General features: G+C 70.9%; 16 protein-coding genes. 7 read left to right on the top strand and 9 right to left on the bottom strand.

The annotated features are described in order from the left end of the window. Positions 1-36 precede the first annotated feature (36 nt). The 5 genes from TBR22_RS01880 (at position 37) to TBR22_RS01860 (ending at position 8,437) form a co-directional block, all read left to right on the top strand. A complete protein-coding gene (locus TBR22_RS01880) occupies positions 37-1,821 on the top strand; it encodes a gamma-glutamyltransferase family protein (RefSeq protein WP_239491255.1) in 1,785 nt (594 codons plus the stop codon). Between the two features lie 195 nt (positions 1,822-2,016). Continuing rightward, on the top strand, positions 2,017-4,512 hold the full coding sequence (locus TBR22_RS01875; protein WP_239491254.1) for a hypothetical protein: 2,496 nt from the start codon (positions 2,017-2,019) through the stop codon (positions 4,510-4,512). Between the two features lie 278 nt (positions 4,513-4,790). Further along, positions 4,791-5,759: an NAD(P)/FAD-dependent oxidoreductase gene (locus TBR22_RS01870; protein ID WP_239491253.1), complete on the top strand. Its 969-nt coding sequence runs from the start codon at positions 4,791-4,793 to the stop codon at positions 5,757-5,759. A 99-nt stretch (positions 5,760-5,858) separates the two neighbouring features. Next, entirely contained in the window at positions 5,859-6,845 is a 987-nt protein-coding gene (locus TBR22_RS01865; protein WP_239491252.1) for a ligase-associated DNA damage response exonuclease, read from the top strand. Positions 6,846-6,847: 2 nt separating this feature from the next. Then, positions 6,848-8,437, top strand: coding sequence for an ATP-dependent DNA ligase (locus TBR22_RS01860; RefSeq protein WP_239491251.1), 1,590 nt, complete (start codon positions 6,848-6,850; stop codon positions 8,435-8,437). A gap of 118 nt (positions 8,438-8,555) precedes the next feature. On the opposite strand, the gene TBR22_RS01855 is transcribed toward TBR22_RS01860, so the two are convergent. The 3 genes from TBR22_RS01855 to TBR22_RS01845 are packed head-to-tail and all read right to left on the bottom strand — an operon-like array spanning position 8,556 to position 11,468. Beyond that, complete coding sequence (locus tag TBR22_RS01855) at positions 8,556-9,356, bottom strand: hypothetical protein (protein ID WP_239491250.1); 801 nt, start codon at positions 9,354-9,356, stop codon at positions 8,556-8,558. A gap of 53 nt (positions 9,357-9,409) precedes the next feature. Next, positions 9,410-10,882, bottom strand: a complete 1,473-nt coding sequence (locus tag TBR22_RS01850; protein ID WP_239491249.1) for a GH1 family beta-glucosidase — start codon at positions 10,880-10,882, stop codon at positions 9,410-9,412. 1 nt (position 10,883) lies between these two features. Beyond that, the gene (locus TBR22_RS01845; protein WP_239491248.1) at positions 10,884-11,468 is read right to left on the bottom strand and encodes an HdeD family acid-resistance protein; all 585 of its coding nucleotides are present in this window, start codon (positions 11,466-11,468) and stop codon (positions 10,884-10,886) included. 220 nt (positions 11,469-11,688) lie between these two features. Between TBR22_RS01845 and TBR22_RS01840 the strand changes: the two genes are divergently transcribed. Next, positions 11,689-12,006 carry a response regulator gene (locus tag TBR22_RS01840; protein ID WP_239491247.1) on the top strand — a complete coding sequence of 106 codons (318 nt, stop codon included), beginning with the start codon at positions 11,689-11,691 and terminating at the stop codon, positions 12,004-12,006. A gap of 48 nt (positions 12,007-12,054) precedes the next feature. Here TBR22_RS01840 and TBR22_RS01835 read toward each other — a convergent pair whose 3' ends face one another. Further along, positions 12,055-12,654, bottom strand: a complete 600-nt coding sequence (locus TBR22_RS01835) for a response regulator transcription factor (RefSeq protein WP_239491246.1) — start codon at positions 12,652-12,654, stop codon at positions 12,055-12,057. Between the two features lie 88 nt (positions 12,655-12,742). Here TBR22_RS01835 and TBR22_RS01830 point away from each other — a divergent pair, with 88 nt between their 5' ends. Beyond that, on the top strand, positions 12,743-15,061 hold the full coding sequence (locus tag TBR22_RS01830) for an ATP-binding protein (protein ID WP_239491245.1): 2,319 nt from the start codon (positions 12,743-12,745) through the stop codon (positions 15,059-15,061). Here the strand turns inward: TBR22_RS01830 and TBR22_RS01825 are convergent. From TBR22_RS01825 to TBR22_RS01805, 5 genes are all read right to left on the bottom strand, one after another. Next, positions 14,978-16,483, bottom strand: coding sequence for a DUF3011 domain-containing protein (locus tag TBR22_RS01825; protein ID WP_239493536.1), 1,506 nt, complete (start codon positions 16,481-16,483; stop codon positions 14,978-14,980). The two genes, TBR22_RS01830 and TBR22_RS01825, sit on opposite strands and share 84 nt — an antisense overlap. A 4-nt stretch (positions 16,484-16,487) precedes the next feature. Further along, positions 16,488-17,519, bottom strand: coding sequence for a glutaminase A (gene glsA, locus TBR22_RS01820; RefSeq protein WP_239491244.1), 1,032 nt, complete (start codon positions 17,517-17,519; stop codon positions 16,488-16,490). A gap of 4 nt (positions 17,520-17,523) precedes the next feature. Further along, positions 17,524-18,753, bottom strand: coding sequence for a DcaP family trimeric outer membrane transporter (locus TBR22_RS01815; protein ID WP_239491243.1), 1,230 nt, complete (start codon positions 18,751-18,753; stop codon positions 17,524-17,526). Then, positions 18,750-19,907: an amidohydrolase family protein gene (locus TBR22_RS01810; RefSeq protein ID WP_239491242.1), complete on the bottom strand. Its 1,158-nt coding sequence runs from the start codon at positions 19,905-19,907 to the stop codon at positions 18,750-18,752. Before TBR22_RS01810 ends, TBR22_RS01815 begins: the two co-directional genes overlap by 4 nt. Positions 19,908-20,086: 179 nt before the next feature. Continuing rightward, complete coding sequence (locus TBR22_RS01805) at positions 20,087-23,287, bottom strand: TonB-dependent receptor (RefSeq protein ID WP_239491241.1); 3,201 nt, start codon at positions 23,285-23,287, stop codon at positions 20,087-20,089. Positions 23,288-23,458 lie beyond the last annotated feature (171 nt).

The raw sequence follows: 23,458 nt of genomic DNA, 5'->3' as shown, positions 1-23,458 counted from the left end.
CGTACGGTGAACCGCGCCGTCGCGTACTCTTGCGCCATGCGCCTGACCGCCATCGCGTCCGTCGCCGCGCTCCTCGTGTCCGCGGCCGCCCCTGCCCAACCCCTGCGGCCGGAGTTCCCCGGCACCCACGCCGTCGTCGCGGCCGGACGCACGTACACGGCCGAGGCGGGCGCGGAAATGCTGGCCGGCGGCGGCAACGCCATCGACGCCGGGGTCGCCTCGATCTTCGCGGCAGCGGTCGTGGAGATCTCGCATTTCGGCCTCGGCGGCGAGGCGCCGATGGTCATCTACCACGCCGCGACGCGCGAGGTGGTGGTCATCAACGGGCAGGGCACGGCGCCCGGGGCCGCGACGCCGGCGGCCTTCGCCGGCCAGACCTCCATCCCCGCCAACGGCCCGCTGGCCGCGACCATCCCCGCCGTGGTCGACGCCGCGTCGCTGGCGCTGGCCAGGTACGGCACGAAGTCGCTGGGCGAGGTACTGGCGCCCGCCATCCGGCTCGCCGACGGCTTCCCGATGTACGAGTTCCTCAGCCGCTACCTGGCCAGCGAGCGCAAGGGGAGCGAGCCGTACGCCGACACCATGCGGACGTACTACCCCGACGGACGCGTGACACGCGCCGGCGAGATGTTCCGGCAGCCGAACCTCGCCCGCACCCTGCGCATGCTCGCCGCGGCCGAAGCCGCCAGCCTGAAGGCCGGCGAGCCGCGTGAGAAGGCGATCGGCCGGGCCCGCGACGCGTTCTACACGGGCGAGTTCGCCCGCCGCCTGAGCGCTGCCGTGCGCGCCGCCGGCGGGATGATCACCGAGGCGGACCTGGCCGGCTATCACTCGAAGATCGAGCGGCCCTACAGCGTGACGTACCGCGGGTACACGGTGCACAAGGCCGGCCCGTGGAACCAGAGCCCGGTGCTGCTGCAGACGCTGAACCTGCTCGAGGGCTTCGATCTTCGCGCGATGGGTCACCTCAGCGCCGACAGCATCCACGTGATGACCGAGGCGATGAAGCTGGCCTACGCCGACCGCGACCGCTTCTACGGCGACCCGGATTTCGTGAAGGTGCCGATGGCTGGCCTGCTGTCGAAGGCCTACGCGCAGCAGCGGCGGTCGCTGATCGACATGGCGCGCGCGAGCCGTGAGCAGCGGCCCGGCAATCCGTCGTCCTTCGAGGCGACGCCGACAGCCGATGCCGCCGACCCCCACGTCACGCGGGTAGGCGTCACCGGAGAATCCGGCGACACGACGGCCATCGAGGTGGCCGACAAGGACGGCAACCTGTTCTCCGCGACCCCGTCCTCGGGCTGGCTGCTCGGCGGCGCCTTCGTGGCAGGCGACACGGGCGTGCCCATGAGCAACCGCATGCAGGCGTTCCGGCTCGAGCCCGGCAGCCCCAACATCGTCGCGCCCGGCAAGCGTCCGCGGACGACGCTCACGCCGACCATCGTCACCAGGGACGGGGCGCCGTTCCTGGCGATCGGCACGCCCGGCGGCGACAGCCAGGACCAGCAGATCCTGCAGGTGCTGGTCAACGTCATCGACTTCGGCCTGCCGCTGCAGGCGGCCGTGGACTCGGCGCGGTTCAACACGCTGTCCATCCAGAGCTCGTTCGGCGAGCACCGGATCGAGCCGGGGGTGCTGGAGGTCGAGCGGGGTGTGGCCGAGGCCACGCGCGCGGCCCTCGAGGCGCGCGGACACGTGCTCAAGCTCTATCCGGTCGCCTCCTACCCCACCGGCATCGTCGCGGCCGGCGTCGACACGGCCACGGGGAAGCTGCGCGGGGCGGCAGACGTACGCCGGGAGCGGTCGGTGGTGGCGTGGTGAGGTGGCGAACCTGTAATTTGAAATTTGAAATTTGAAATTCCGGGCGGCTTGGTCTTCGACCTTCGCTCGCTCGGGGCAGCCCGAGGCCCGACGGCGAAGCCGCGGGCCCAACAATTTCCAATTTCCAATTTCAAATTGCCAGTGGCGGGGTTCGTGCAAGCAGGGCCATAGCCCCAGCGACGGAGTGCCGTCATCGTGTCGCCGCCCCTTTCCCGCCGCCTCGCATCCCTCGCCTTCGCCGGCGTGCTGCTCGTGCCGTGTGCGGTACCCGCACAGCCAGCCGGTCCGCTGCCGCAGCCGCTGCCGCTGTTCCCTGCCGACAACTGGTGGAACGTGGACGTGAGCCAGGCGCCGCTCGACCCCAACAGCGCCGCGTTCATCTCGTGGATCGGCACGACACGCCGCGTGCACCCGGATTGGGGCGCCTCCGCCAACGACCCCGCCGACCCGACGGCCACCTACGGCATGCCCTACGTCTCGGTGCCCGGCTCCCAGCCGCTGGTGCCGGTCACGTGGGTGGCCTACGGCGACGAGAGCGACGATGGCGCGCCCGGCCGGCCGCCCGGCTATCCGATCCCGCCAGCCGCAAGGACGACGCCGGGGTACGTCGAGGGAGGCCAACCGGGCAACATCGACCCGGGCGGCGATCGACACCTGATTCTCGTCGACCGCGACAACCGACTGCTCTACGAGCTGTATCGCGCGCACTGGAACACCGCGGCCAACCGCTGGGAGGCCGAATCGGGCGCCGTGTTCGACATGACGCGCAACGACCGCCGCCCCGACGGCTGGACGAGCGCCGACGCCGCCGGCCTCGCCATCATGCCGGGCCTGGCCCGCTACGACGAGCTGTTCGGCACCGAGCCGATCAGGCACGCCCTGCGCGTCACGGTACGCGCCACCAACGGCTACGTGTGGCCCGCGTCGCATCGCGCCGGCAGCACCACCGGCGCACTGCCGATGGGCGCGCGGCTGCGGCTCAAGGCCAGCAAGGACATCTCGTCGTATCCCGCGCACCTGCAGCGCATGTTCCAGGCGATGAAGACGTACGGCCTGATCGTCGCCGACAACGGCAGCGACATGTTCATCACCGGGACCAACGACCCTCGCTGGACACCGTACATGGACGGCATCGTCTCCGCCGTGCACTCGTTGCGCGCCTCGGACTTCGAGGTGGTCGAGCTCGGATGGCAGCCCGCCGCCGCGCCCGCCGATGGCGACGGCGACGGCTTACCCGACGACTGGGAGCGCGACTTCGGGCTCGACCCGTCCAACAGCCTCGGCGACAACGGCGGCAGCGGCGATCCCGACGGCGACGGCCGGACGAACGCGCAGGAACGCACGGCCGGCACGCATCCGCGCGGCATCGCGACGCGCCTGCTCGCCGAAGGCCTGCGGCAGGGCACCTTCAGCACCCGCATCGCGCTGGCCAACCCCGCCAGCAGCACCGCCGCCCACGTGCAGTTGCGCTTCGAGCGCGACGACGCCGTGGTGGTGCAGGCCACGCGGTTGGTGCCGGCGCAACAGAAGGTCACGGTGGACACCGCGGCAATCGCGGAGTTGCAGGGGCATGCCTTCGCGACGGTCGTCGAGTCGGACGTGTTCGTCGGCGTCGACCGCCTCGTGCAGTGGGAGTCGGGACGCGGCAGCCACGCCGAACACGGGCTTCCGGGCGCCTCCACTGAGTGGTACTTCGCGGAGGGTGCGACGTACACCGGGTTCCAGTTGTTCTACCTGCTGCAGAACCCGGGCGACCTCCCGGCGAACGTGACACTCACGTACCTGCGAGAGACGCCGCTCGCCCCGCTGGTGCGCAGGCACACCGTGGCACCGCATTCACGGCTCACGGTTTGGGTGAACGAGGACGAGAAGGGTCCGCAGACGCCGGCGACCGGTGCCGCGTCCTCGGCCGTCTTCGAATCCGACGTGCCGATCGTCGTCGAGCGGGCGATGTACCGGTCGGTGCCCGGCACCTTCGAGGCCGGTCACGCGAGCGCCGGCGCATCGGACCTCGACACGTCGTGGTTCTTCGCCGAGGGATACACGGGGCCGACCTTCGAGCAATACCTGCTGATCGGCAATCCGGGATCGTCGCCGGTGCCGGTGCAGGTGACCTACCTGCTGCCGTCAGGGCCCACGCCGCCGGTCACCTACACCGTGCAGGCGCGCTCGCGGCTGACGGTGCTCGTCAACGGCGAGCGCCCGACGCCCGGGATCTCGCTGGCATCCACCGCCGTCTCCATGATCGTGCAGGCGCAGGCACCGATCGTCGCCGAGCGCGCGATGTGGTGGCCTGGCTCGTCGGCGACGTGGCGCGAGGCGCATGCCAGCCTCGGTGCGACATCCACCTGCGCGCGGTGGGTCGTTGCCGAGGGCGAGTGGGGCGCCGGCGTCGACACGTACGTGCTGGTGGCCAACACCGGCGTGCAGCCGACGCGACTACGCGCGACGCTGCTGCGCGAGGGCACGACGCCGCTCATCGCCGACGTCGACGTGCCGGCGGGGTCGCGACAGAACGTCAACGTGCCGAGCCTGTTCCCGGCCGCCTTCGGCACCCGGTTCGGGATGCTGATCGAGCCAGCGCCGGGCTTCGCTGACGCGCCGCTCGCGGTCGAGTGGTCGCACTACGCCGATGCCGGCGGCATCCGCTGGAGCGCCGGCGCGAACGCGCTCGGGACGTGTGTGCCGTAGGGAACGGGAGTCGGGAGTCGGGAGTCGGCAGTGCCTGGGCTTGCAGCCGCCGGCCTGAAGACTCGCCGATGTGCGCCTGCGGCGCGCGGCGAGTTGGCCGGCGGTGAGCGTTTTGTCGCGGGGGCCCTGACCGTCGCCCAAGGGCGACGGCTACGCATTGCGCCCACATGCGCCCGACTTGTCCCTCGTCCCTTGCCTTCCTCGTCCCTTGTCCCTCGACGCCCTTGTGACTCGCGTACTCGTCCCTCGTCACTTGCCCCCTCCGGTAAGCTGGACGGATGAGGATCGCGATCGTCGGCGCGGGGATGGCGGGACTGTCGTGCGGGCTGCGGTTGCGTGAGGCCGGGTTCCAGGTCACGGTGCTCGACAAGGGCCGCGGCCCGGGCGGGCGGACGTCGACGCGGCGCGCGGCGGTGCCCTTCGATCACGGCGCCCAGTACTTCACCGCTCGCGACGCGGCCTTCCAGGCGGCGGTCGGCGACTGGATGGCGCGGGGCGTCGTCGCCGAGTGGACGCCGCGGATGGTGGCCTTCGACGGCCCGGCCGACCCGCGCGCCTCCTCGGATCTGCCCCGGTTCGTCGGCGTGCCCGGCATGAACGCCATGGCCATCGACATGGCGGCCCGCCTCGACGTGCGGACGAGCGTGACCGTCAGCGCGCTCGATCGTCGCGGCGACGGCTGGTACCTGGCGACGGTGGCCGACGAACCGCTGGGTCCCTTCGATGCGGTGGTGCTCACGGCCCCGCCGCCGCAGACGGCGACGCTGCTGGCAGCACACCCGTTCGTCGCGGCCCTGCGTGACGTCGAGATGGCCCCGTGCTGGGCCGCGATGACGTCCTGGGCCGACGAGGTCGACGTGGCCTTCGACGCAGCGTTCGTCAACGACGGCCCGCTGTCGTGGGTGGCGCGCGACGGCAGCAAGCCCGGCCGCCCGCATCCGCACGCCTGGGTGCTGCACGCGTCGCCTGCGTGGAGCCGCGCCCACCTCGAGGAGACGCCTGACGAGGTGCTGCCGCGACTGCTGCAGGCCTTCGAGGCGCTCGCCCGTCGTCCGCTGCCGGCGCTGGCGTTCTCGGCCGCGCATCGCTGGCGTTACGCCTCGGTGCCGCGACCGCTCGAGCAGACCCACCTGTGGGACCGCCAGGCAGGCATCGGCGTGGCAGGGGACTGGTGCGGCGGCCCGCGGGTCGAGGGCGCGTGGCTCAGCGGGCGCGCCCTCGCAGACGCGATGCTGGCCAACAGGTAGGGCGGCGTGTCCCACGCCGCCGTTGGCGGATGACGGCGCGGTCGGAGACCGCGCTCTACCCCTGAGCAGTCTGCAGCCTGCAGGCGGTAGCCTAGTCCCGTGCTCGTCTCCACTCCTGCCGGGCTTCATTGCGCCGCTGGCGGCTTCCACGTCGACCCGGCGCTTCCCGTCGGCACGGCCATCGTCACGCACGCGCATGCCGACCACGCCCGGCCTGGCAGCGCGCGCTACGTGTGCGCGGAGGCGGGCCTGCCGATCCTGCGACACCGCCTCGGACCCGACGCCGTGATCGACGCCTGGCCGTATGGCCAGCCCCGCGTCGTCGGCGACGTCGAGGTCTCGCTGCATCCGGCCGGGCACGTCACCGGGTCGGCACAGGTGCGCGTGCACGACGGCCGCTCCACGTGGGTGGTCTCCGGCGACTACAAGCGCGACGACGATCCCACCTGCGCGTCGTTCGAGGTCGTGGCCTGCGACACGTTCGTGACCGAGGCGACCTTCGCCCTGCCGATCTACCGCTGGCCATCGGTGAACGACGTCCTCGACGACCTGCGTGCGTGGATCGCCGCGACGACGGCCGAGGGCCGTCCGGCCATCCTCTTCGCGTACAGCCTGGGCAAGGCGCAGCGGCTGCTCTCGCTGCTGGCCGAGTCGCTCGATCGGCCGGCACTGGTCCATGGCGCGGTCGCCGGCATGACGGCGGCGTGCAAGGCATCCGGCGTGGCGTTGCCCGACGTCGAGCCCGTCGGCGAGGAGACGAAGGGCGCGGCGACTCGCGGCCGCCTCGTCATCGCGCCGCCGTCGGCGATGAACACACCGTGGCTCAAGCGCTTCCCTGGCGCCGCCACGGCGATGGTGTCCGGCTGGATGCGGGTGCGCGGCACGCGTCGATGGAAGGGCGTGGATCGCGGCTTCGTGCTCTCCGATCACGCCGACTGGCCGGCGCTGCTCGACACGATCGCCGCCACGGGAGCGACCCGCGTGCTCGCCACTCACGGCTACGCCGACGTGCTCGCGCGCGCCTGTGTCGAGCATGGCCTCGAGGCGGGCGTGCTCGACGCGCACGTGAACGGCGAGGAGGCCTGATCGTGCGTCGCTTCGCCGGCCTCTACGCCACGCTTGACCGGACGTCCTCGACCAACGCCAAGGTGCAGGCGCTGGAGGCCTACTTCCGCGAGGCGCCGCCGGAGGACGCCGCGTGGGCGGTGCACTTCCTGGCGGGGCGACGCCTGTTGCGATTGCTGCCGACGAAACTGCTTCGCGAGTGGGCGATGGCCCTCACGGGCGTCGCGCCGTGGCTGCTCGACGAGTCATACGCCGCGGTCGGCGATCTCGCGGAGACCCTGGCGCTGCTGCTCGACGGCGTGCCGCACGACATGTCCGAGGCTGACGTGCCGCTGCACGTGTGGATCGAGGAGCGGCTGGAGGGACTGCGCGGCCTCGGGCCGGAGGCCCAGCGCGAGGCGGTGGTGGGATGGTGGCGCGGCCTGCCGACCTTCGAGCGCTTCATCCTCAACAAGCTGCTGACCGGCGAGATGCGCGTCGGCGTGTCGCAGACGCTCGTCGTGCGCGCGCTTTCCGACGTGGCGGGCGTCGACACCGACGTCATGACGCACCGGTTGATGGGCCAGTGGGCGCCGTCGGCGGCGGCCTTCCGTGCGTTGCTGGCGCCCGAGGCGGGAGGCGACGAGCCGTCGCGGCCGTACCCGTTCTGCCTCGCTTACCCGCTCGAGCAGGACGTCGAGTCGCTCGGACCGCGCGAGGCGTGGCAGGTCGAGTGGAAGTGGGACGGCATCAGGGCGCAGTTGATCCGTCGGGGTGGGCGCACGTTCCTGTGGTCGCGCGGCGAGGAAGTGATCACCGCACGATTCCCGGAGGTCACCGCCGCGGCTGAGGGCCTGCCCGACGGGCACGTGCTCGACGGCGAGGTCCTCGCATGGGAGGGCGAGGCGCCGTTGCCCTTCGCGCGGCTGCAGCTGCGCATCGGCAGGCAGACGCTGACGCGCCAGGCACTCACGCAGGCGCCAGCCGCCTTCATGGCGTACGACCTGCTGGAACAGGGCGGCGAGGACGTGCGTGCGCGGCCGCTCGACGAGCGACGTGCCCGTCTCGAGGCCGCCGTGGCCCGGCATGCGCCCGGGTTGAAGCTGTCGCCGCTGGTGGCCGAGGCCGACTGGGAGAGCCTCGGCACGCTGCGACAGGAGGCTCGCGCGCGTGGCGTCGAGGGCTACATGCTCAAGCGCCGCGACTCGGCGTACGGCACCGGCAGGCGCAAGGGCGATTGGTGGAAGTGGAAGGTCGATCCGTACTCGGTCGACGCGGTGCTGGTGTACGCGCAGCCCGGCAACGGCCGGCGCGCGACGCTGTTCACCGACTACACGTTCGCGCTGTGGAAGGACGGCGAGTTGGTGCCGGTCGCCAAGGCCTATTCGGGCTTGTCCAACGAGGAGATCGAGGAGGTGGACCGCTGGGTGCGTGGCCACACCCTCGAGAAGTTCGGACCGGTGCGGCGGGTGGCGCCTTCGCTGGTGTTCGAGATTGCCTTCGAGAACGTCCAGCGATCGACGCGGCACAAGAGCGGCGTGGCGGTGCGCTTCCCCCGCATCGCGCGCTGGCGGCGGGACAAGTCGCCAGTGGAGGCCGATGCGATCGACAGGCTGACGGCGCTGATCAAGTAGCCTTCGGCTCAGAGCTCAGGGCTCAGGGCTCAGGGCTCAGAAGGCATGCTGAATGCTCTCCGAGCCTTGAGCCTGTAGCCTCGAGCCTGCTTCTCGTAGGCTGCGGGCTGTGGTCGGGTCAGCGGGTGGCCGTGAGCCCAGGACGACCGAATGCGGAGGCCACGGTCCCGACCGGGCCGAGCATCGACGTCCACGTGGCCGCGGCCCCTGGAGTATTCGCACCCGCAACCAGGGTGGCGACGCGCGAGGCCTGCCCGAGCAGCAGTTCTGCCTCCGAGGTCGCCGGCTGCCTGCCCTGCACGCGCTTGCGCACGGCGTCGGCGCCGCTGGCGAGTTGCCCGACCTCCCTGACCTGAGCCTCCCGGGTCTCCTTCGGCATCCCCGATGCCTTGAGTTCGCGATCGAGCATCTTCCTGAGCCGGTCGGCGCCTCGCTTGATCGCCTCGGCCGACTGCACGAGCTCACCGTCGCCGATGCGACGCGCGGTGATCTCGCCCTCGGCGGGAAAGGCCGTGCCGTATGCCGAGGCGAGTGTCGCGAGGGAGGCCGAGAGTGCGGCCCACTCGCTCGCGCCCTTGTAGCCGACCGGTCGGTCGCGCACGAACCGCTCGATCGCGCTGCCCTGCCGGAGCACGGCGGCCGCCTCGGTACTTGCGGCGTAGGTGCGGGTGAGTCGGTCCTTGAGGCGATCGACGCTGTCCTGGAAGTCGTCGAGGAAGCGAGCGACATCCACTTCGCCCTGAGGCCCCCGCAGGATGCTCCGCTTCAGGGCCGGGTCAAGGGCGTCCTCGAAGCGATCGCGCTGGTCATCGATCCGCTCGACAAGTTGCGAGAGTTCACGGTCGCCGAGTCGCTCCGCTGCCGCGAGCGGCGAGACGAGACAGCCGACCATCGCGATGGTGCAGGCATATCGGTACATGCGTCCTCCATGGATGAACGAGACGGGACGGCGCGTCGATCACGACTGGCCGCCTACACGACGGCATTGCGCTCGATGACCTCGCGGTAGAACTGCGCGCTGAGCTTCGGCGTGCGCTTCAGGGTGTCGTAGTCGACGTGGACCAGGCCGAACCGCGTGCCGAATCCCCCTGTCCACTCGAAGTTGTCGAAGGCACTCCAGTGGAAGTAGCCGCGGACCGGAATGCCCTCTGCCGTCGCGCGCTGCAGTTGCGACAGGTAACTCCGCAGGAACATGATCCGGTCGGTGTCGTAGATCCGGCCGTCGCCGGCGATCGCGTCGGCGGCGCCGCAGCCGTTCTCGGTGATGTAGATGTCGGACGCCTTCCAGAGACGGGCGACGTGCCGTGGTCCCCAGTACAGCGCCTCGGGGCCGATGTAGTGCCAGGGCGACTGCATCCGCGGGTGTGACGCCGACCAGCCCACCGCCTCGAACCCCTGAGTCTCGTCGGCCCGCACGTACCTCGGCATGTAGACGTTGATGCCGACGAAGTCGACCGGACTGCCGATCACCTTCAGGTCGTCCGGCGTGAAGCGCGGCGCGTCGGCGCCGGCGCGGGCGAGGAACCTGTCGGTGTACCGGCCTTCGAGCATGACCGTCAGGTAGCCCGCATTGGCTTCGCGCATGAACTGCTCGGTGGCGGTCACGTGCTCGGGCGACTCCACCACGGGGACGCCGACGGTGACGTTCTCGGCCGGCCCCACCCTCGTGCCAGGCCGCCCACCTGCGCGAATCGCCTGCACCGCCAACCCGTGCGCCAGTACCGCGTGATGCCGAGCCTGGTTCAGGCGCGCGGCCGGCAGCCGGAGCCCTGGAGCGATCAGGCTGTCGGGCCCGTGCCCCCACTCGATGAAGGTCGCGATCTCGTTGAGCGTGAAGAAGTGCCTGACGCGATCGCCGAGCGCACCCGCGAGGTAGCCGGCGTAGTCGGCCAGTGCCTGCGCGGTGTCGCGCGACTCCCAGCCGCCGCGCTCCTGCAGCGCTTGCGGCAGATCCCAGTGATAGCAGGTGAGGAATGGCTGCAGACCACTGCCCAGCAGCGCGTCGACGAGCCGGTCGTAGAACGCCAGTCCCCGCGCGTTGGGAGCGCCCGTGCCATTGGGGAAGATCCGGGGCCACGACACCGAGAAGCGGTACGCGGTCGCGCCGAGGTCCTGCATCAGGCGCACGTCCTCGGCCCAACGATGATAGTGGTCGAGCGCGACGTCGCCCGTGTCCCCGTGCTTGATCTTGCCGGGGGTGTGCACGTAGCGGTCCCAGATCGATTCGCCCTTGCCGTCGACGTTCCACGCGCCCTCGACCTGGTAGGCGGCCGTGGCCGTCCCCCACAGGAAGCCAGTGGGGAAGCGACGCGGGCCCTCGATCGACGCTGCCGGGCTCAGCGGCGCCGGCGCCTCGCGACAGCCCGCGGCAGACAGCGCCATCCCGAGCCCGCTGGTCGACCCGGCGGTGAGCAACGTCCGGCGAGACACGCGTTGCCCGGCCATGTCACCGCGCTCCCGCCGACACGACGTCGCGGGCCGCGGTCTTGACGCGCCCGACGAACGCGCGGGCGCGGAGGGCCAGCGCGATGAGCGCGACACCCATGACGATCGCGTACGTGCCGATGAGGGTGAGCACCGCGAGCGCACCCGCTCCCGGGCGGACCGCGACGAGGATGCCGAACAGGACCGAGGCGACGCCGGCAAGGGCCAGCCAGCCCTCCCCTTCGATCTCCCGGCGCAGGTGGATGGCAGCGGCGACCGTGAGCAGGCCGGTGGCAACGCTCCACACCGCGATGTACAGCAGCAATCCCAGCGCGGTCAGGCCGGGACTGGCCAGGCTGAGCAGGCCGACCACGATGCCGGTGATGCCGGTGAGCAGCAGCAGCCACCAGTTCTCGTAGGTCTTCCGCCCACCGACTGCGGTCACGACGGAGACGATGCCGTCGGCGAGCGTGAGCGTGCCGAACGTGATCGCGAGCGCCACCAGTGAGAGCCCCGGCTGGGCGAGCACGAGCCCGCCGAAGAGGATCCACAGGGCGCCACGCAGCAGGGTCGCCCACCAGTATCGGGACAGGATGTTGGCCAGCATTTGACGCCTCCCGTGTCAGCGCGTACCGTCTCCTCGGACGACCGCCGTGGCAGGCCGAGGATGACGGCCGAACGTTACGGATTGGGCGCGCTCCTGACCAGTCGCCTCTTGTGATTACTCGCCCCGACGAAGGGCAGGTGGATACGGTGGACCGCGCGCACATCGAGGGCGCCCCCGGGGGCCGCAGCTGACTCTCCTCCTCGTCGACGACGATCCGCACGTGCGGCGTGCGGTGGCAATGCTGCTGCGGTCACACGGGCACGACGTGCACGCGTTCCCGTCGGCAGAAGCCTGCCTTGCGGCGCCCACGGTGGCCGATTGCGCGATCGTCGACCTGACGCTGCCGGGCCGGAGCGGCCTCGATCTGGTCGCGGATCTTGCCGCGCGATCGATGTCCCTCCCCGTGGTCTTCATCACCGGGCGCGCGGAGATCGAGGTACTGCAGGCGGCACGTCGCGCCGGTCATGCGCTGGTGCGCAAACCTGTCGACGAAGGCGAGCTCATCCGTGCGATCGCGTCGGCGACATCACGCGGATGACCTGTGGGACACTGAGGAGCAGTCGAGCCAGCGTCAGCAGCCGGGGGTTCACTGCATCGACACCAGACGCACCAGTGCGGCAACCGAGTCGACCTGGAGCTTGCGCATGACGCGGGCACGGTGGACCTTGATGGTGTTCTCGCTCGACCGCAGTTCGTAGGCAATCTGCTTGTTCAGCAATCCACGGGCGATGAGGTCGCACACCTCGCGCTCGCGCGTCGTCAGGCGGGCAAGTCGTCCGGCGGCCTCACGTCGTGCGTGATGCGTCGCCTGCTGCGCATGCGCCACGTCGGTGGCGCGCGCCAGCGCGTCGAGCAGTTCCTTCTCGTCGACCGGCTTGACGAGGAAGTCGAGGGCGCCTTCCCGCATCGCGCGTGCAGCGGAAGGCACGTCTCCCTGTCCACTGAGGAAGATGATGGGCTGCGTGAACCCACGGCGCCTGAGGTCGTCCTGCACCTCGAGCCCGTTCCGCTCGCCGAGCCACAGGTCCAGCAGCACGCAGGCCGGGACGTCGCATGTCCTCGTCAGCAGCGGCTCAGCCGTTACGAATCCTTCGGACACGTACCCGTGGGACCTCAGCAGCAACTGGATCGATCCCACCACACGAGGGTCGTCGTCCACGACGAACACGTGCAGGTCTCGAGGCATGATGTGGCGTTCTCGGCCTAGGACGCGCGCAGGACGGGCGACGTCTCCACGTCACGAGGCGGGCGGTCTCGGCCTCGCCACGGCGGCGTTGACTGCCGTCTTCCTGGTGGCAGCCACGGTCGTGGAGCGTGCAGAAGCTCAGCCTTCGGAACCGCCCACGACCCCCCGAACCGTCGTCGCCATCCACATCCACACCGAAGGCGGCCTCGGCAACGAGATGTTCGATGCCGCGATCCGCGACGCCCTCGGTCAGCGTCCCGATCTCGGTGTCGACTACTTCCAGGAGTACCTGACCGTCTTCCGGCTCGGCAGCCACGATGCCTCCGAAGCCCTGCGTGACTCGATTCGCCGCAAGTACAAGGGACGTCGGATCGACGTCGTGCTCGCCAACGGCACGCCGGCGCGCGAGTTCGTCCTGCGTCATCGAGACGACCTCTTCCCGGGGACGCCGATTCTCTTCTCGGGCGTCGGTGCGCCACCCGACGAGGAGCGACGCCGCGGCGGCGGCATCAGCGGCGTCGACATCGGCGGCGGTTTTCGCGAGAGCCTCGAGCTGGCGCTCCGGCTGCATCCCGAGACCCGGCGCGTGTACGTGCTGGTGGGCGCCATGGACGGTCGCTACGTCAACATGGTGCGTCCGGCGCTCGAGCCGATGGCCGACCGCGTGCAGATCAGCTACCTGGCCGACCTGTCGGTGCCCGATCTCATCGCCGCGGTGCGCCGGGTGCCGCGCGACGGCCTGATTCTTCTCGTCGAGTACCGGCAGGACTCGCCAGGGCCGTTCCTGACACCAGAGCAGATCGGCCGGTTGATTGCCGATGCCTCGCCCGTCCCTGTCTACGGCGTCCTCGAGAGTCACGTCGGCCTCGGCCTGGTCGGGGGAGTCGTGCGGCCCTACCGCGGCGCCGGCCCGCAGATCGCCCGCATGATGACCCGGGTGCTCGATGGCACGCGGGTCGAGACCATCCCGATCGAGCGCCTCGGCTTCGTGCCGCTGTTCGACTGGCGGCAGCTGCAGCGCTGGCGCATCGCGGAGTCGAGCCTGCCGGAGGGCGCCGTGGTGCGCTTCCGCGAGCCGACGGCCTGGGAACGCTATCGCTGGCCGATCGTCGGCACCGCGACGCTCGTCACGGTCCAGATGGCGACCATCGCCGGACTGCTGGTGCATCGCAACCGCCGGCGACGGGCCGAATCGGCGTTGCGGCGCAGCGAGGAACGCTACGCGCTGGCGACGTCGGCTGGCGGCGTGGGCGTGTGGGATCTGGACGTCGCGACCGGGCAGTTGTACGTGGACGGCGGCCTCGCGACGGCGCTGGGCTACGGCCCCGAGGGACTCCGGACGACGGTCGAGGAGTGGATGCGCTTCATCCACGCCGACGACCTGCCGCGTGTGCGATCCCGCAGCCGCGACGTCGTCGAGGGCAGGGCGCCGGCACTCGAGATCGAGCACCGCCTTCGGCATCGCGACGGGTCACAGCGATGGTTCCTGATGCGCGGCAGCGCCGTGGGCGAGGCCGGCCGCCCGGAGCGCATCATCGGCACCAACACCGACATCACGGCGCGCAAGGAGAGCGAGGCGCACGTCCAGCGCCTGCAGGCGGAGCTCTCGCGGGTGTCACGCATCTCGGCACTCGGCGCGTTCGCGGCCTCGATTGCCCACGAGGTGCGGCAGCCACTGACCGCCATCATCTCCAGCGCGGCCGCCGCGGGGCGCTTCCTGGCGCAGGGGGCGATCGACGACGCGCACGAGGCCCTGGCGTCGGTGCTCGATGCCGGCAGGCACGCCGATGCGGTGATCGAGCGGAACCGCGCGTTGTTCAGCACGCACACGGTCAGCCGCGACCTCGTCGATCTCAACGCCGTCGTCGGCGACGCGATGGTCCTGGCCAACGGGCGGCTCGCCGCCGCACAGGTGGCCATCTCGCTGACGCTGCAGCCGGACCTGCCGCCCGTCGAGGGAGATGCGATCGAACTGCAGCAGGTGCTGCTGAACCTGGTGGCCAATGCCGCCGATGCCCTCGAGGGCCTCCCGCCGGCCCGACGTCGGCTCGCGATCATCACCTGGCATGCCCCTCCGGGCGAGGTCCGGGTCGCGGTGCGGGATACGGGGATCGGCCTGGCCCACGTCGACAGGACTCGGCTCTTCTCGCTGTCGTACACGACCAAGCCGTCGGGCACCGGCGTCGGGCTGTCGATCAGCCGGACGATCATCGAGGCGCACGGCGGCACCATCCATGCCGAGCAGAACCGCGAGGGTGGCGCGACCTTCACGTTCCACCTGCCCATCCCCGACGTCGAGTCGCGGCGCCGGACGGGTCGATGGTCAGAAACTGATCACGAAGTCGCTGTGGAACACGGGGCCGCTGGCGCCGACCACCAGGGGCAGCGAGAGCGCGCCGACCGGTGAACGGCGGACGTGGATCAGGCCGTTGTGCCAGCGGGCGACCGGCGTCTTCCACGGGAACAGGGTCACGCCGGCGCGGAGGTCCCATGGCGTGCCGTACTCGCCGGCGATCCGCGAGCCCGACGCGTACACCTGCAACTGCCTGGGCAGCACCATCGCCGAGGCCTGCACCTGGAAGCCGTGATCGCGCAGCTGGTCGAAGGCCAGCATCTCGATGCCTCGCCCGCGCAGCCGATCGACCCTGCGCCAGTAGTACTCGGCCTCGAGAGCGAAGCCGCGGTACTTGATGCCGCCATCCACCGCCAGCATCCGGTAGCGCGCGTCGGTGATCGTCGTCTGCTCGCCGAACAGGCCGGGCGTGAAGATGATGCTGCCGTCGGAGAGGCGGATCTGGGTGTTCTCGATGGCCTCGGTGTCGGGCTGGCTCTGTCGATTCTCGTCACTGCGCGTGGCGTGCAGCGCCAGCCGCGTCGCCACGCGCTCGTGCTGCTCGTAGTCGCCGAGCCCGACGCCGAACTCCCCGGTGGTCGGCATCCACATCAGCGAGGCCGACACCGTGTTCAGGCCGTTGCCCAGCTGGCCGGCATCGACGCCGAGCTGGCTCAGGTTGTTGCCGAGCATCGCGAAGTACTCGAGCCCCCGGACGATCCGTCCCTTGCCCCAGACGCCCTGGGTGTACGACGGGCGGAAGAACTCGTCGGCCAGGAGGCGATTGTCCACCGTGAGCCAGTTGGGAAAGTTCCCCTCCACCGAGCGCGTTCCGGGCAGGCCGCCGATGCCACCGCCCAGCGTGAGATGGTCGCTCACGCGGTACTGCAGGTTGCCGCCCACCACCACCTGCGCCGGCAACCCCTGGCTCACGTTCGCCGTCCAGACGTAGGCGAGGTACCTCAGGCGCGGGTTGCCGATCCAGCCCACGAACTGCAGGAACACCTTCTGGAAGTGGATGTCCTGCCGCGCCCGCACCGGCCGCGTGGTGCCGGATGCGTCGGTGTAGGTCTCGTCGATGCCTCGCTGGTCGAGATACCGCACGTACGTGAACAACTTGAGGTTCACGTCTCCCTGCGGGGTGTCGACGATCCGGAACCCGGTGGGGCCCAGTTCCCCGACCGGCGGCCGCGGCGGCGCGGCGACGAGGAACGCGCCGTGGCAGCCGTCGGCCACCCAGATGCCCGCCTCGTCGGTTCCCCAGGAGCGATCGCGCTCGCAGGTCGTGCCCTGCAGGGCGGTCAGCAGCGCGACGCCCGCGCTGGTGTCGGCCTCGCATCGCTGCCGCCGGCCGGCGTCGGCCTGACACACGATCACCCGCCCCTCGCGCGGCGGCTCGGATGCGGCGTCCTGGGCTGCGGTTGGCGTCGCCGACAGGGCCGCGGCCACCGCGAGCAGGGCGAATCGGATCCTGGCGCGGCGATGGGCAGGCCACATCACGTCACCGCATCGCCGGGGCGTACGGGTTGCCGCCGAGCGCGTCGGAGATGTCGGCGATGGCCTTCTGTGCGCGGACGCTGTTGCCGGCCTCGTCGAGCGGCGGCGACACGACGGCGATGCCGAACCGGCCTGGCGACACGGCGATCAGGCCACCGCCCACGCCGCTCTTGGCCGGCAGCCCCGTGCGGAACAGCCACTTGCCGGAGTCGTCGTAGAGGCCAGCGGTCGCCATCACGGCGAGCACCCGCGGCACCAGTTCGCCCTTGAGCACCCGACGACCGGTCACCGGATTGCGACCACCCGCCGCCAGTGTGCCCGCCATGATCGCGAGGTCGCGCGCGCTGACCGCCACCGAGCACTGCTCGGTGTAGATGTCGGTGGCCCGCTCCGGGTCGCTCTTGATGTAGCCGTAGGCGTACATCAGCGCGCCAATCGCCTTGTTGCGCTGGTTGGTGGCCGATTCGGACTTGAAGACCTCCTTGTCAACCGACAGCGGCCGGCCCGCGAAGTCGGAGTAGTAGCCGAGGATCGACTTCCAGATCTCGTCCCGGCTCGAGCCCCGCACCATGCTGGTGGCGGCGATCGCGCCGGGGTTCACGAGCGGGTTCATCTCCGGTCCGCCGAGCTGCTTCTCGGCCATCTCCACGGCGACGATCGAGTTGAAGCGCATGCCCGTCGCGTCGGCGCCGATGGTGCCGAGGATCGCGTCGGCGCCCTGCTCCTCCATCACGCGCGCCATCGTGAAGACCTTCGACACCGACTGGATCGACACTTCCGACGAGATGTCGCCGACGGTGTAGACCTTGCCGTCGACGGTGACCAGGGCGATGCCGAAGATGGCAGGGTCCACCCTGGCGAGCGCCGGGATGTAGTCGGCGTTCTTCCCTTCCTTGAGGTCCTTGTACTTGGCGTACGCGGCCTTGAGGGCCGCGTCGATCTCGGCGGCCGTCTGCGCGCCGGCCGGCCCCGCGCCGGTGACCAGCGCGATTGCGGCCAGAATTCCCGTCATCCGTAGCGTCGGCATCAGCGGCATCGACCTACCCTCCCAGCTTCCACGAGAAGTTGTACTTGAACGAGAACTGCAACTTGAGCCCGTCTGCACTGAACCCGTCGAACGCGTTGGTGCGCCGGCCGTACTGCAGTTCGCCGCCGACCATCACGTTCGGCGCCGGGTAGTGCAGCAGGTTGAGCAGCGCGTACTGGCCGGTACCGTAGGCGTCGGCGGTCTGTCCGTCGGTGTTGTCGATGTCGGTGCGGGAGTACCCGACCGTCGAGCTCCAGCGGTTGCTCCACTTGTGATCGAGGAAGGCGACCAGCCCCGTCACGGGCAGCGGCTTGCCGAGCAGCGGACGCCTGGGGTCGGCGAAGTTGTTCTGGATCGCGACGTCCACGGGCGCGTCGTTCATGTAGTTCTGGATGCCCTCGCCGAAGACGAACTGCAGCCGCAGCACGTCCCGTTTCCCGGCGTTGACGTTGGCGCTCAGGTTCAGGCCCCATCCCACGGCGTTGCCGCCGAGCGTGAACTGGTCCTCGAGCAGGTCGTCCCACTGCAGCCGGCGCAGCGCCCCGCCGACGCGAACGTAGCCCCAGCCGTCGCCCGTGTACTTGTACGCGCCGGTGAAGTCGGGCAGCGGATTGCGGGTCTGGACGTTCTGGACCTGGATGCGGTCGCCGTACGGCCCTTCGTCGCCGCTCGCGCCAGGACGTTCCACGGCGAGCACCACGTCGTGCGTGCCGCGGACGGGCATGTACCGCACCTGCACGTTGCGGAAGAGCACCATGCCCGTGGGCCCCCAGTACTCGATCGAGTTCGGGAACACGTCGATGTCCATGAACGCGCTCCAGGTCTGCCCCGCCCCGAAGGCGCCGAGCTCGCCATACGCGTGCCGCAGGCGGAACGTGGTCTGCCCGGCGTCGACACCGACGCCGAACATCTCGAACTCGAACCACGTCGTGAGCTCGCCGAGCGCCGTCGGCGTGCCGGTCTTGACGCCGAACCGGCTCTGTCGCACCCCCGCGTAGGTGCGACCGTCCTCGCCGAACTCGCGCGGCGACTTGGGCAACTGGGTCACCTTCATGGTGTCGAACCAGTCGGGGTTGATCTGCTTGAAGTCGTAGCCGATGTCGAGCATGGCGGCCCCGTAGATCTCGGCGTGGGGACGCGGTGGCGGCGCGTCGGCCGCGGCAGGCTGCCCGCCGACGCGGGCTGGCGCCAGCCACGAGAGCCCCGCCACCAGGAGCACGCAGGTCCGCGCGGCCGGGGTCATCGCGCGCCTCCCGTGCCCGCCGCGACGGCGACGTGCGCCGCCTCCCAGGCCCGCACCCGCCGGCGCCCCTCGTCGAACAGGCGCTCGTAGTTGCCCAGTCGCACCATCCGGCTGGCGTCGGCGTCCAGCGCCTTCCAGAGCGGCGCGTACTGCTCGTAGATGCCGAAGTACTTCGATGGCGAGTCGGGGGCGACCGTGTCGGTGCCGAACAGGAAGCGATCGGGGAAGCGGTTGACGAGGGCCGCGGTCCGTGCGACCGAGGCGGGCGAGGCGACCACGTACTTGGCGACCTCGTCCCACGAGATGTCGAAGTGCACGTGGCGGAGCGCCGGGTCGACCAGCAGCGACTCGAGGACGTCGAGGTGCGCCGGGCTGCGAACCGCCCCGGCGGCGCCGGAGGTCACCTCCGAGGGATGCACGACGCGCCCGAGCCCGGTGTGCGCCCAGATGATGCTGGCGCGCGGGTGCCGCGCCAGCAGCGCACGCGTCTGCGCCAGGTAGACCGGATCGGTGTCCGGTCGGGCAAACGGCATGTCGATGTCGCTGTGGAGGATGACGACCAGCCCGACCTCGGCCGCGAAGGCCAGGATGCGGTCCAGCGCCGGGTTGGTCAGGCTCGCCACGGAACCGGCGACCTTGGACGACACGAACTCCTTGTGGATGCTGAACTCGCCGATCCCGGTGAACACGCCGGGGAACGTCGTGAGCACGCGCCGGATGTGCTCGACGCCGTACATGTCGGCGGGGTTGAAGCCCGTGATCATCGGGTCGAACCGCGCCCGCTGCGCCTCCGGCAGCCGCAGGTACGCCGAGGCGATCGCGGCATCGGTGAACGAGTAGTAGTAGAGCGGCTCGTCGCTGTGCAGGTAGTACGTCGGCGCGAACTCGCCGGAGTTGGCGTACGTCCACGTCTGCTGCAGGGGAATGCCGAACAGCGTCGACCGGCCGGTGCGCGGGCCCATGATCGCGAGGAAGCGCTGCACGTCGATGCCGGTCTGGATGTAGTTGGTCAGGTGGAAGTGCGCGTCGTGGAACTCGGCCCCCGCCTGCGCCCGCAGTGGCGCGACGCGGCCGGCCCAGGCCAGGCATCCCATCGCCGCGCAGGCCGCGACGCTGCCGAGGACACGTCGCCACGCGAACCCGCTGGTGCTCATCTGTCGCTCCTTGCCGCCGGCAGGCGAGGCCAGGGCGATGCCGGGCCCCTCGCCACGACGATGCGCAGACGTTACCGGCCGTGCCGGAGCGGGAGAAAGTCACCTCTTGTGATTACGACGCCGCTCCGCGGCCCTGGCACATGTCAGTGCCTGCTCACGCGCCGAACGCGCCGCGTCGCTCAGAACGCGTACTTGACCGCCAGCTGCAGCAGGCGGTTGTCGTCGGCAGTCGCCGTGATGGCGCCGAAAGCGGGAGTGCCGATGAACCGGCCCGGCTGGGCGAGCCGCGCCTGGTTGAAGACGTTGAAGGCCTCGAGCCGCAACTGGATCCGGGTCGAGCCGAGCGGCACGTCCCTGGACACGGCCAGGTCGGTACGGGCGAATCCCGGGCCGCGGACGACGTTGCGCCCCTGGTTGCCGGGCCGCTCGGCGGTCTCGGCCAGCGAGCGCCGGACGAAGCACTCCGTTCGGAACCAGCGCTGCACCGTGCGTGGTCCCTGGTTCGGATCGCACTGCAGGTCCGGCCGTGGCATCAGGTACCGGATGTCCGGCGTGAGGTCGCCGACCGTCAACGGGAACCCGGTCTGGGCCTGCACGATCCCCGTGACCTGCCAGTCGCGCAACACGGCGCCCAGGAGGCGGTGCCCGACACGGGGAGCCGGAACCCGGTAGACGACGCTGACCACGCCGCGATGGCGCACGTCGTACAGCGCGTCGCCCTTCTCGCGCGCCAGGACGTCGGCGACGCTTCGGGCATCACCCGGCACGGCCGGCAGCAGTGGCTGGGCCTCGAGGCCGATCGTCAGGCCCGAGACGTGATCGATGGCATGGCTCCAGGTGTAGGCCGCGAGCAGGTCGAGCCCCCGCCACGATCGGACGCGCGCGCTGGCCTGCAGCGCGTCGTACCACGCGCGCCCCACCGAGTAGGTCGGCCGCACGAGCGAGTACGCCGGGTAGACACGGGCCCCGCGCGTGGTCTGCCCCGGCGCCGCCACGCCAGGGTTGATCTCGATGAACATCGGCAGCCGGTACGCCCGCGTGCCGACGTAGCCGACCTCGAGGGCGGCATGTCTTCCGATCTGGACCTGCAGCCCCGCGTTCGCGTGGTCGGCGTACGGGGTCTGGTAGTCGTCGCCCCAGCCGATCGCGATGAGCCCGGGCGGGAACCGTGTGGGCTGCGCGGGGAGCGAGGCAAGGGGGCGCGCCAGCGTGATCGGTGTTGGCGTGTTCAGTTGCACCAGCGTTCGGAACGGCGCCGACAGGTAGCCGCTCTGGTAGAAGTCGCCGGCGCCGGGAATGGCATCGTGAAAGCGGCCCCAGCCGGCGCGCAGGGCAACGCGCCCGTCGCCGCGCAGGTCCCACGCGAGGCCGAGACGCGGCGCCAGGTTGTCGGTGTCGGTGGGGACGAGCCCACGCGGTACGCCGGGGTCCCCGGGAAAGACGAGCCCCCGCGGCGCATCGGGATAGCGCACCGACTGCGCGCGCATGTCGATCCGCGCGATCGCGTCGTTGGCATCGACGAACGGGATGGCGAGCTCGTAACGGAGGCCGAGGTCGAGCGTGACACGGGAGGCGACGCGCCATTGGTCCTGCAGGTAGGCGCCAATCGACCACCCATGGCCGTCGAGGGGTTGCTGACCGGGCGACACGCGCACCTGCGACGGCAGGCCGAGCAGGAAGTCGGCCATCGCCTCGCCCGACAGCACGCCCGAGAACGTGAGGTCGCCGTTGGCGCGGTTGCCGACCACCGTCGTGATGCGGTCGCGACGGACCTCGCCGCCCAGCTTCACCGAGTGGGCGCCCCGCTGCCACGCCAGGTCGTTGGCGGCCTGCCACACGGTGGACCGTCGGGCGACGAACGGCTGCTGCAGGTCGCCGAGCGTGACCGGCAGCGGCGCGAAGTAGCCTTCGATCAGGATCGACGCCAGCCCGACGGCCGCCGGGTTGGTGTGGGGCAGGTCGATGCCGAACTCCTCGTTGCGGCGGCCACTGGTCACGGCGGGACTCGCGTCCACGCCGTTGACGGAGAATCGGGCGACGTTCACCGCCCGATCGCCCGCGATGTAGGTGTGCGAGACCAGCGTGTCGCGAAGCGTGGCTCTGGCCACCTGCGCCGACGGCTGGATTGTCGGCGGCGTGATCCGCTCGGTGTCGCTCCAGAAGTGGCGTGCCATCAGGCCGTGGCGCGGACCCGGGCGCCAATCGAGGCGCACGCCCGCGTGGTGGCGGTCGTCGCGCACCACCGGCGACGACACGAACCGGTCGGCGCCGGTGTTCGGCAGCGGCACGAACGTCCGCAGCAGGTCCAGCGCGATCGGGTCGAGGCGCTCCTGAGGGATGCGGTTGCCGGCGAACGGCTCTCCCGTGCGCGGATCGCGGATGGCCGCGCGTCCCGAGAAGTCGCCGGTGCGCTGGGCGGCGGTCGGCACCACGAGCACGGCGGTGGTGCCGGCCCGCTGGCGGTAGTGCTCGTAGTAGCCGAAGGCGAGCAGCGTGTCGCGCCGGAGAGGGCCGCCGATCGTCGCGCCGGACTGTCGCTGGTCGAGCAGGGGCTTCTCTGCGTCGCGCGGCGCGAACAGGTTGCGGGCCTGCCACGCCTCGTCGCGCCAGAATGTCCAGGCCTGTCCCTGCCACCGGTTCGTGCCGGCGCGCGTGACGACGTTGACGATCGAGCCGGCGTTGCGTCCGTACTCGGCCGGATAGGCATGCGTCAGGATTCGGAACTCCTGGATCGCCTCGGGCGGCGGGCGCAGGACGAACCCGGTCGCGAACGGGTCGTTGTTGTTGGCCCCGTCGAGCAGGAAGTTGTTCGACTGGTTGCGCATGCCGTTGACGACCAGCGACCCGGTCGGATTGCTCCCGAGCCCGCCGCCCACGGTCGCGTCGCCTGCGGCCCCGCCGAGCGCCGCGGGGGCGGCCACCACGCCGGGCATGAGCGCACCGAACTGGACGACGTTGCGACCGTTCAGGGGCAGCCCCTGCAGCATCGGGTCGTCGACGACCAGGCCGAGCGTGGCACTGCGCGTGTCGACGTTGACGCGCGACGCCGTCACCTCCGTGGCGTCGGCCACGGCCGACACCACGAGGGTCGCATCGGCACGCGTGGTCTCGGTCGCGAACACACGCACGCCCCTGAGCGTGACCGTGCTGAACCCGTCGCGGCGAACGCGGACCTCGTAGAACCCGGGGGGCAACAGCAGGACCCGGTAGTGGCCGTCGCTGGCCGACGCCGCCTCGCGCCGCACCCCGCTGTCGACGCCCGACACCTCGATCGAGGCGCCGGGCACGCGCGCACCCGAGGCGTCGGTGACGAGCCCGACGAGCGTCCCGGACGACTGCGCGGAGAGCACCGACGGCAGCCCCAGCAACGCAAGCGCCACCAGCAGGATGCACGTGATCCCGCTGGCGCCGGCGCGGCCTGCCCCTCGTGCAGGGGAGCAGGGCTCGTCCCGGGTGACTCCGCGCGTACCCAGACGACCTGCGGTGTGCAAGGGTGCGATATCGGTGGCCCTGATGCCGTGGACGATCCCGGGGGCCGGGACGTCCCCGTC

Source organism: Luteitalea sp. TBR-22, from assembly GCF_016865485.1.
Taxonomy (GTDB): domain Bacteria; phylum Acidobacteriota; class Vicinamibacteria; order Vicinamibacterales; family Vicinamibacteraceae; genus Luteitalea.
This window is presented reverse-complemented; position numbering and strand designations above follow the sequence as displayed.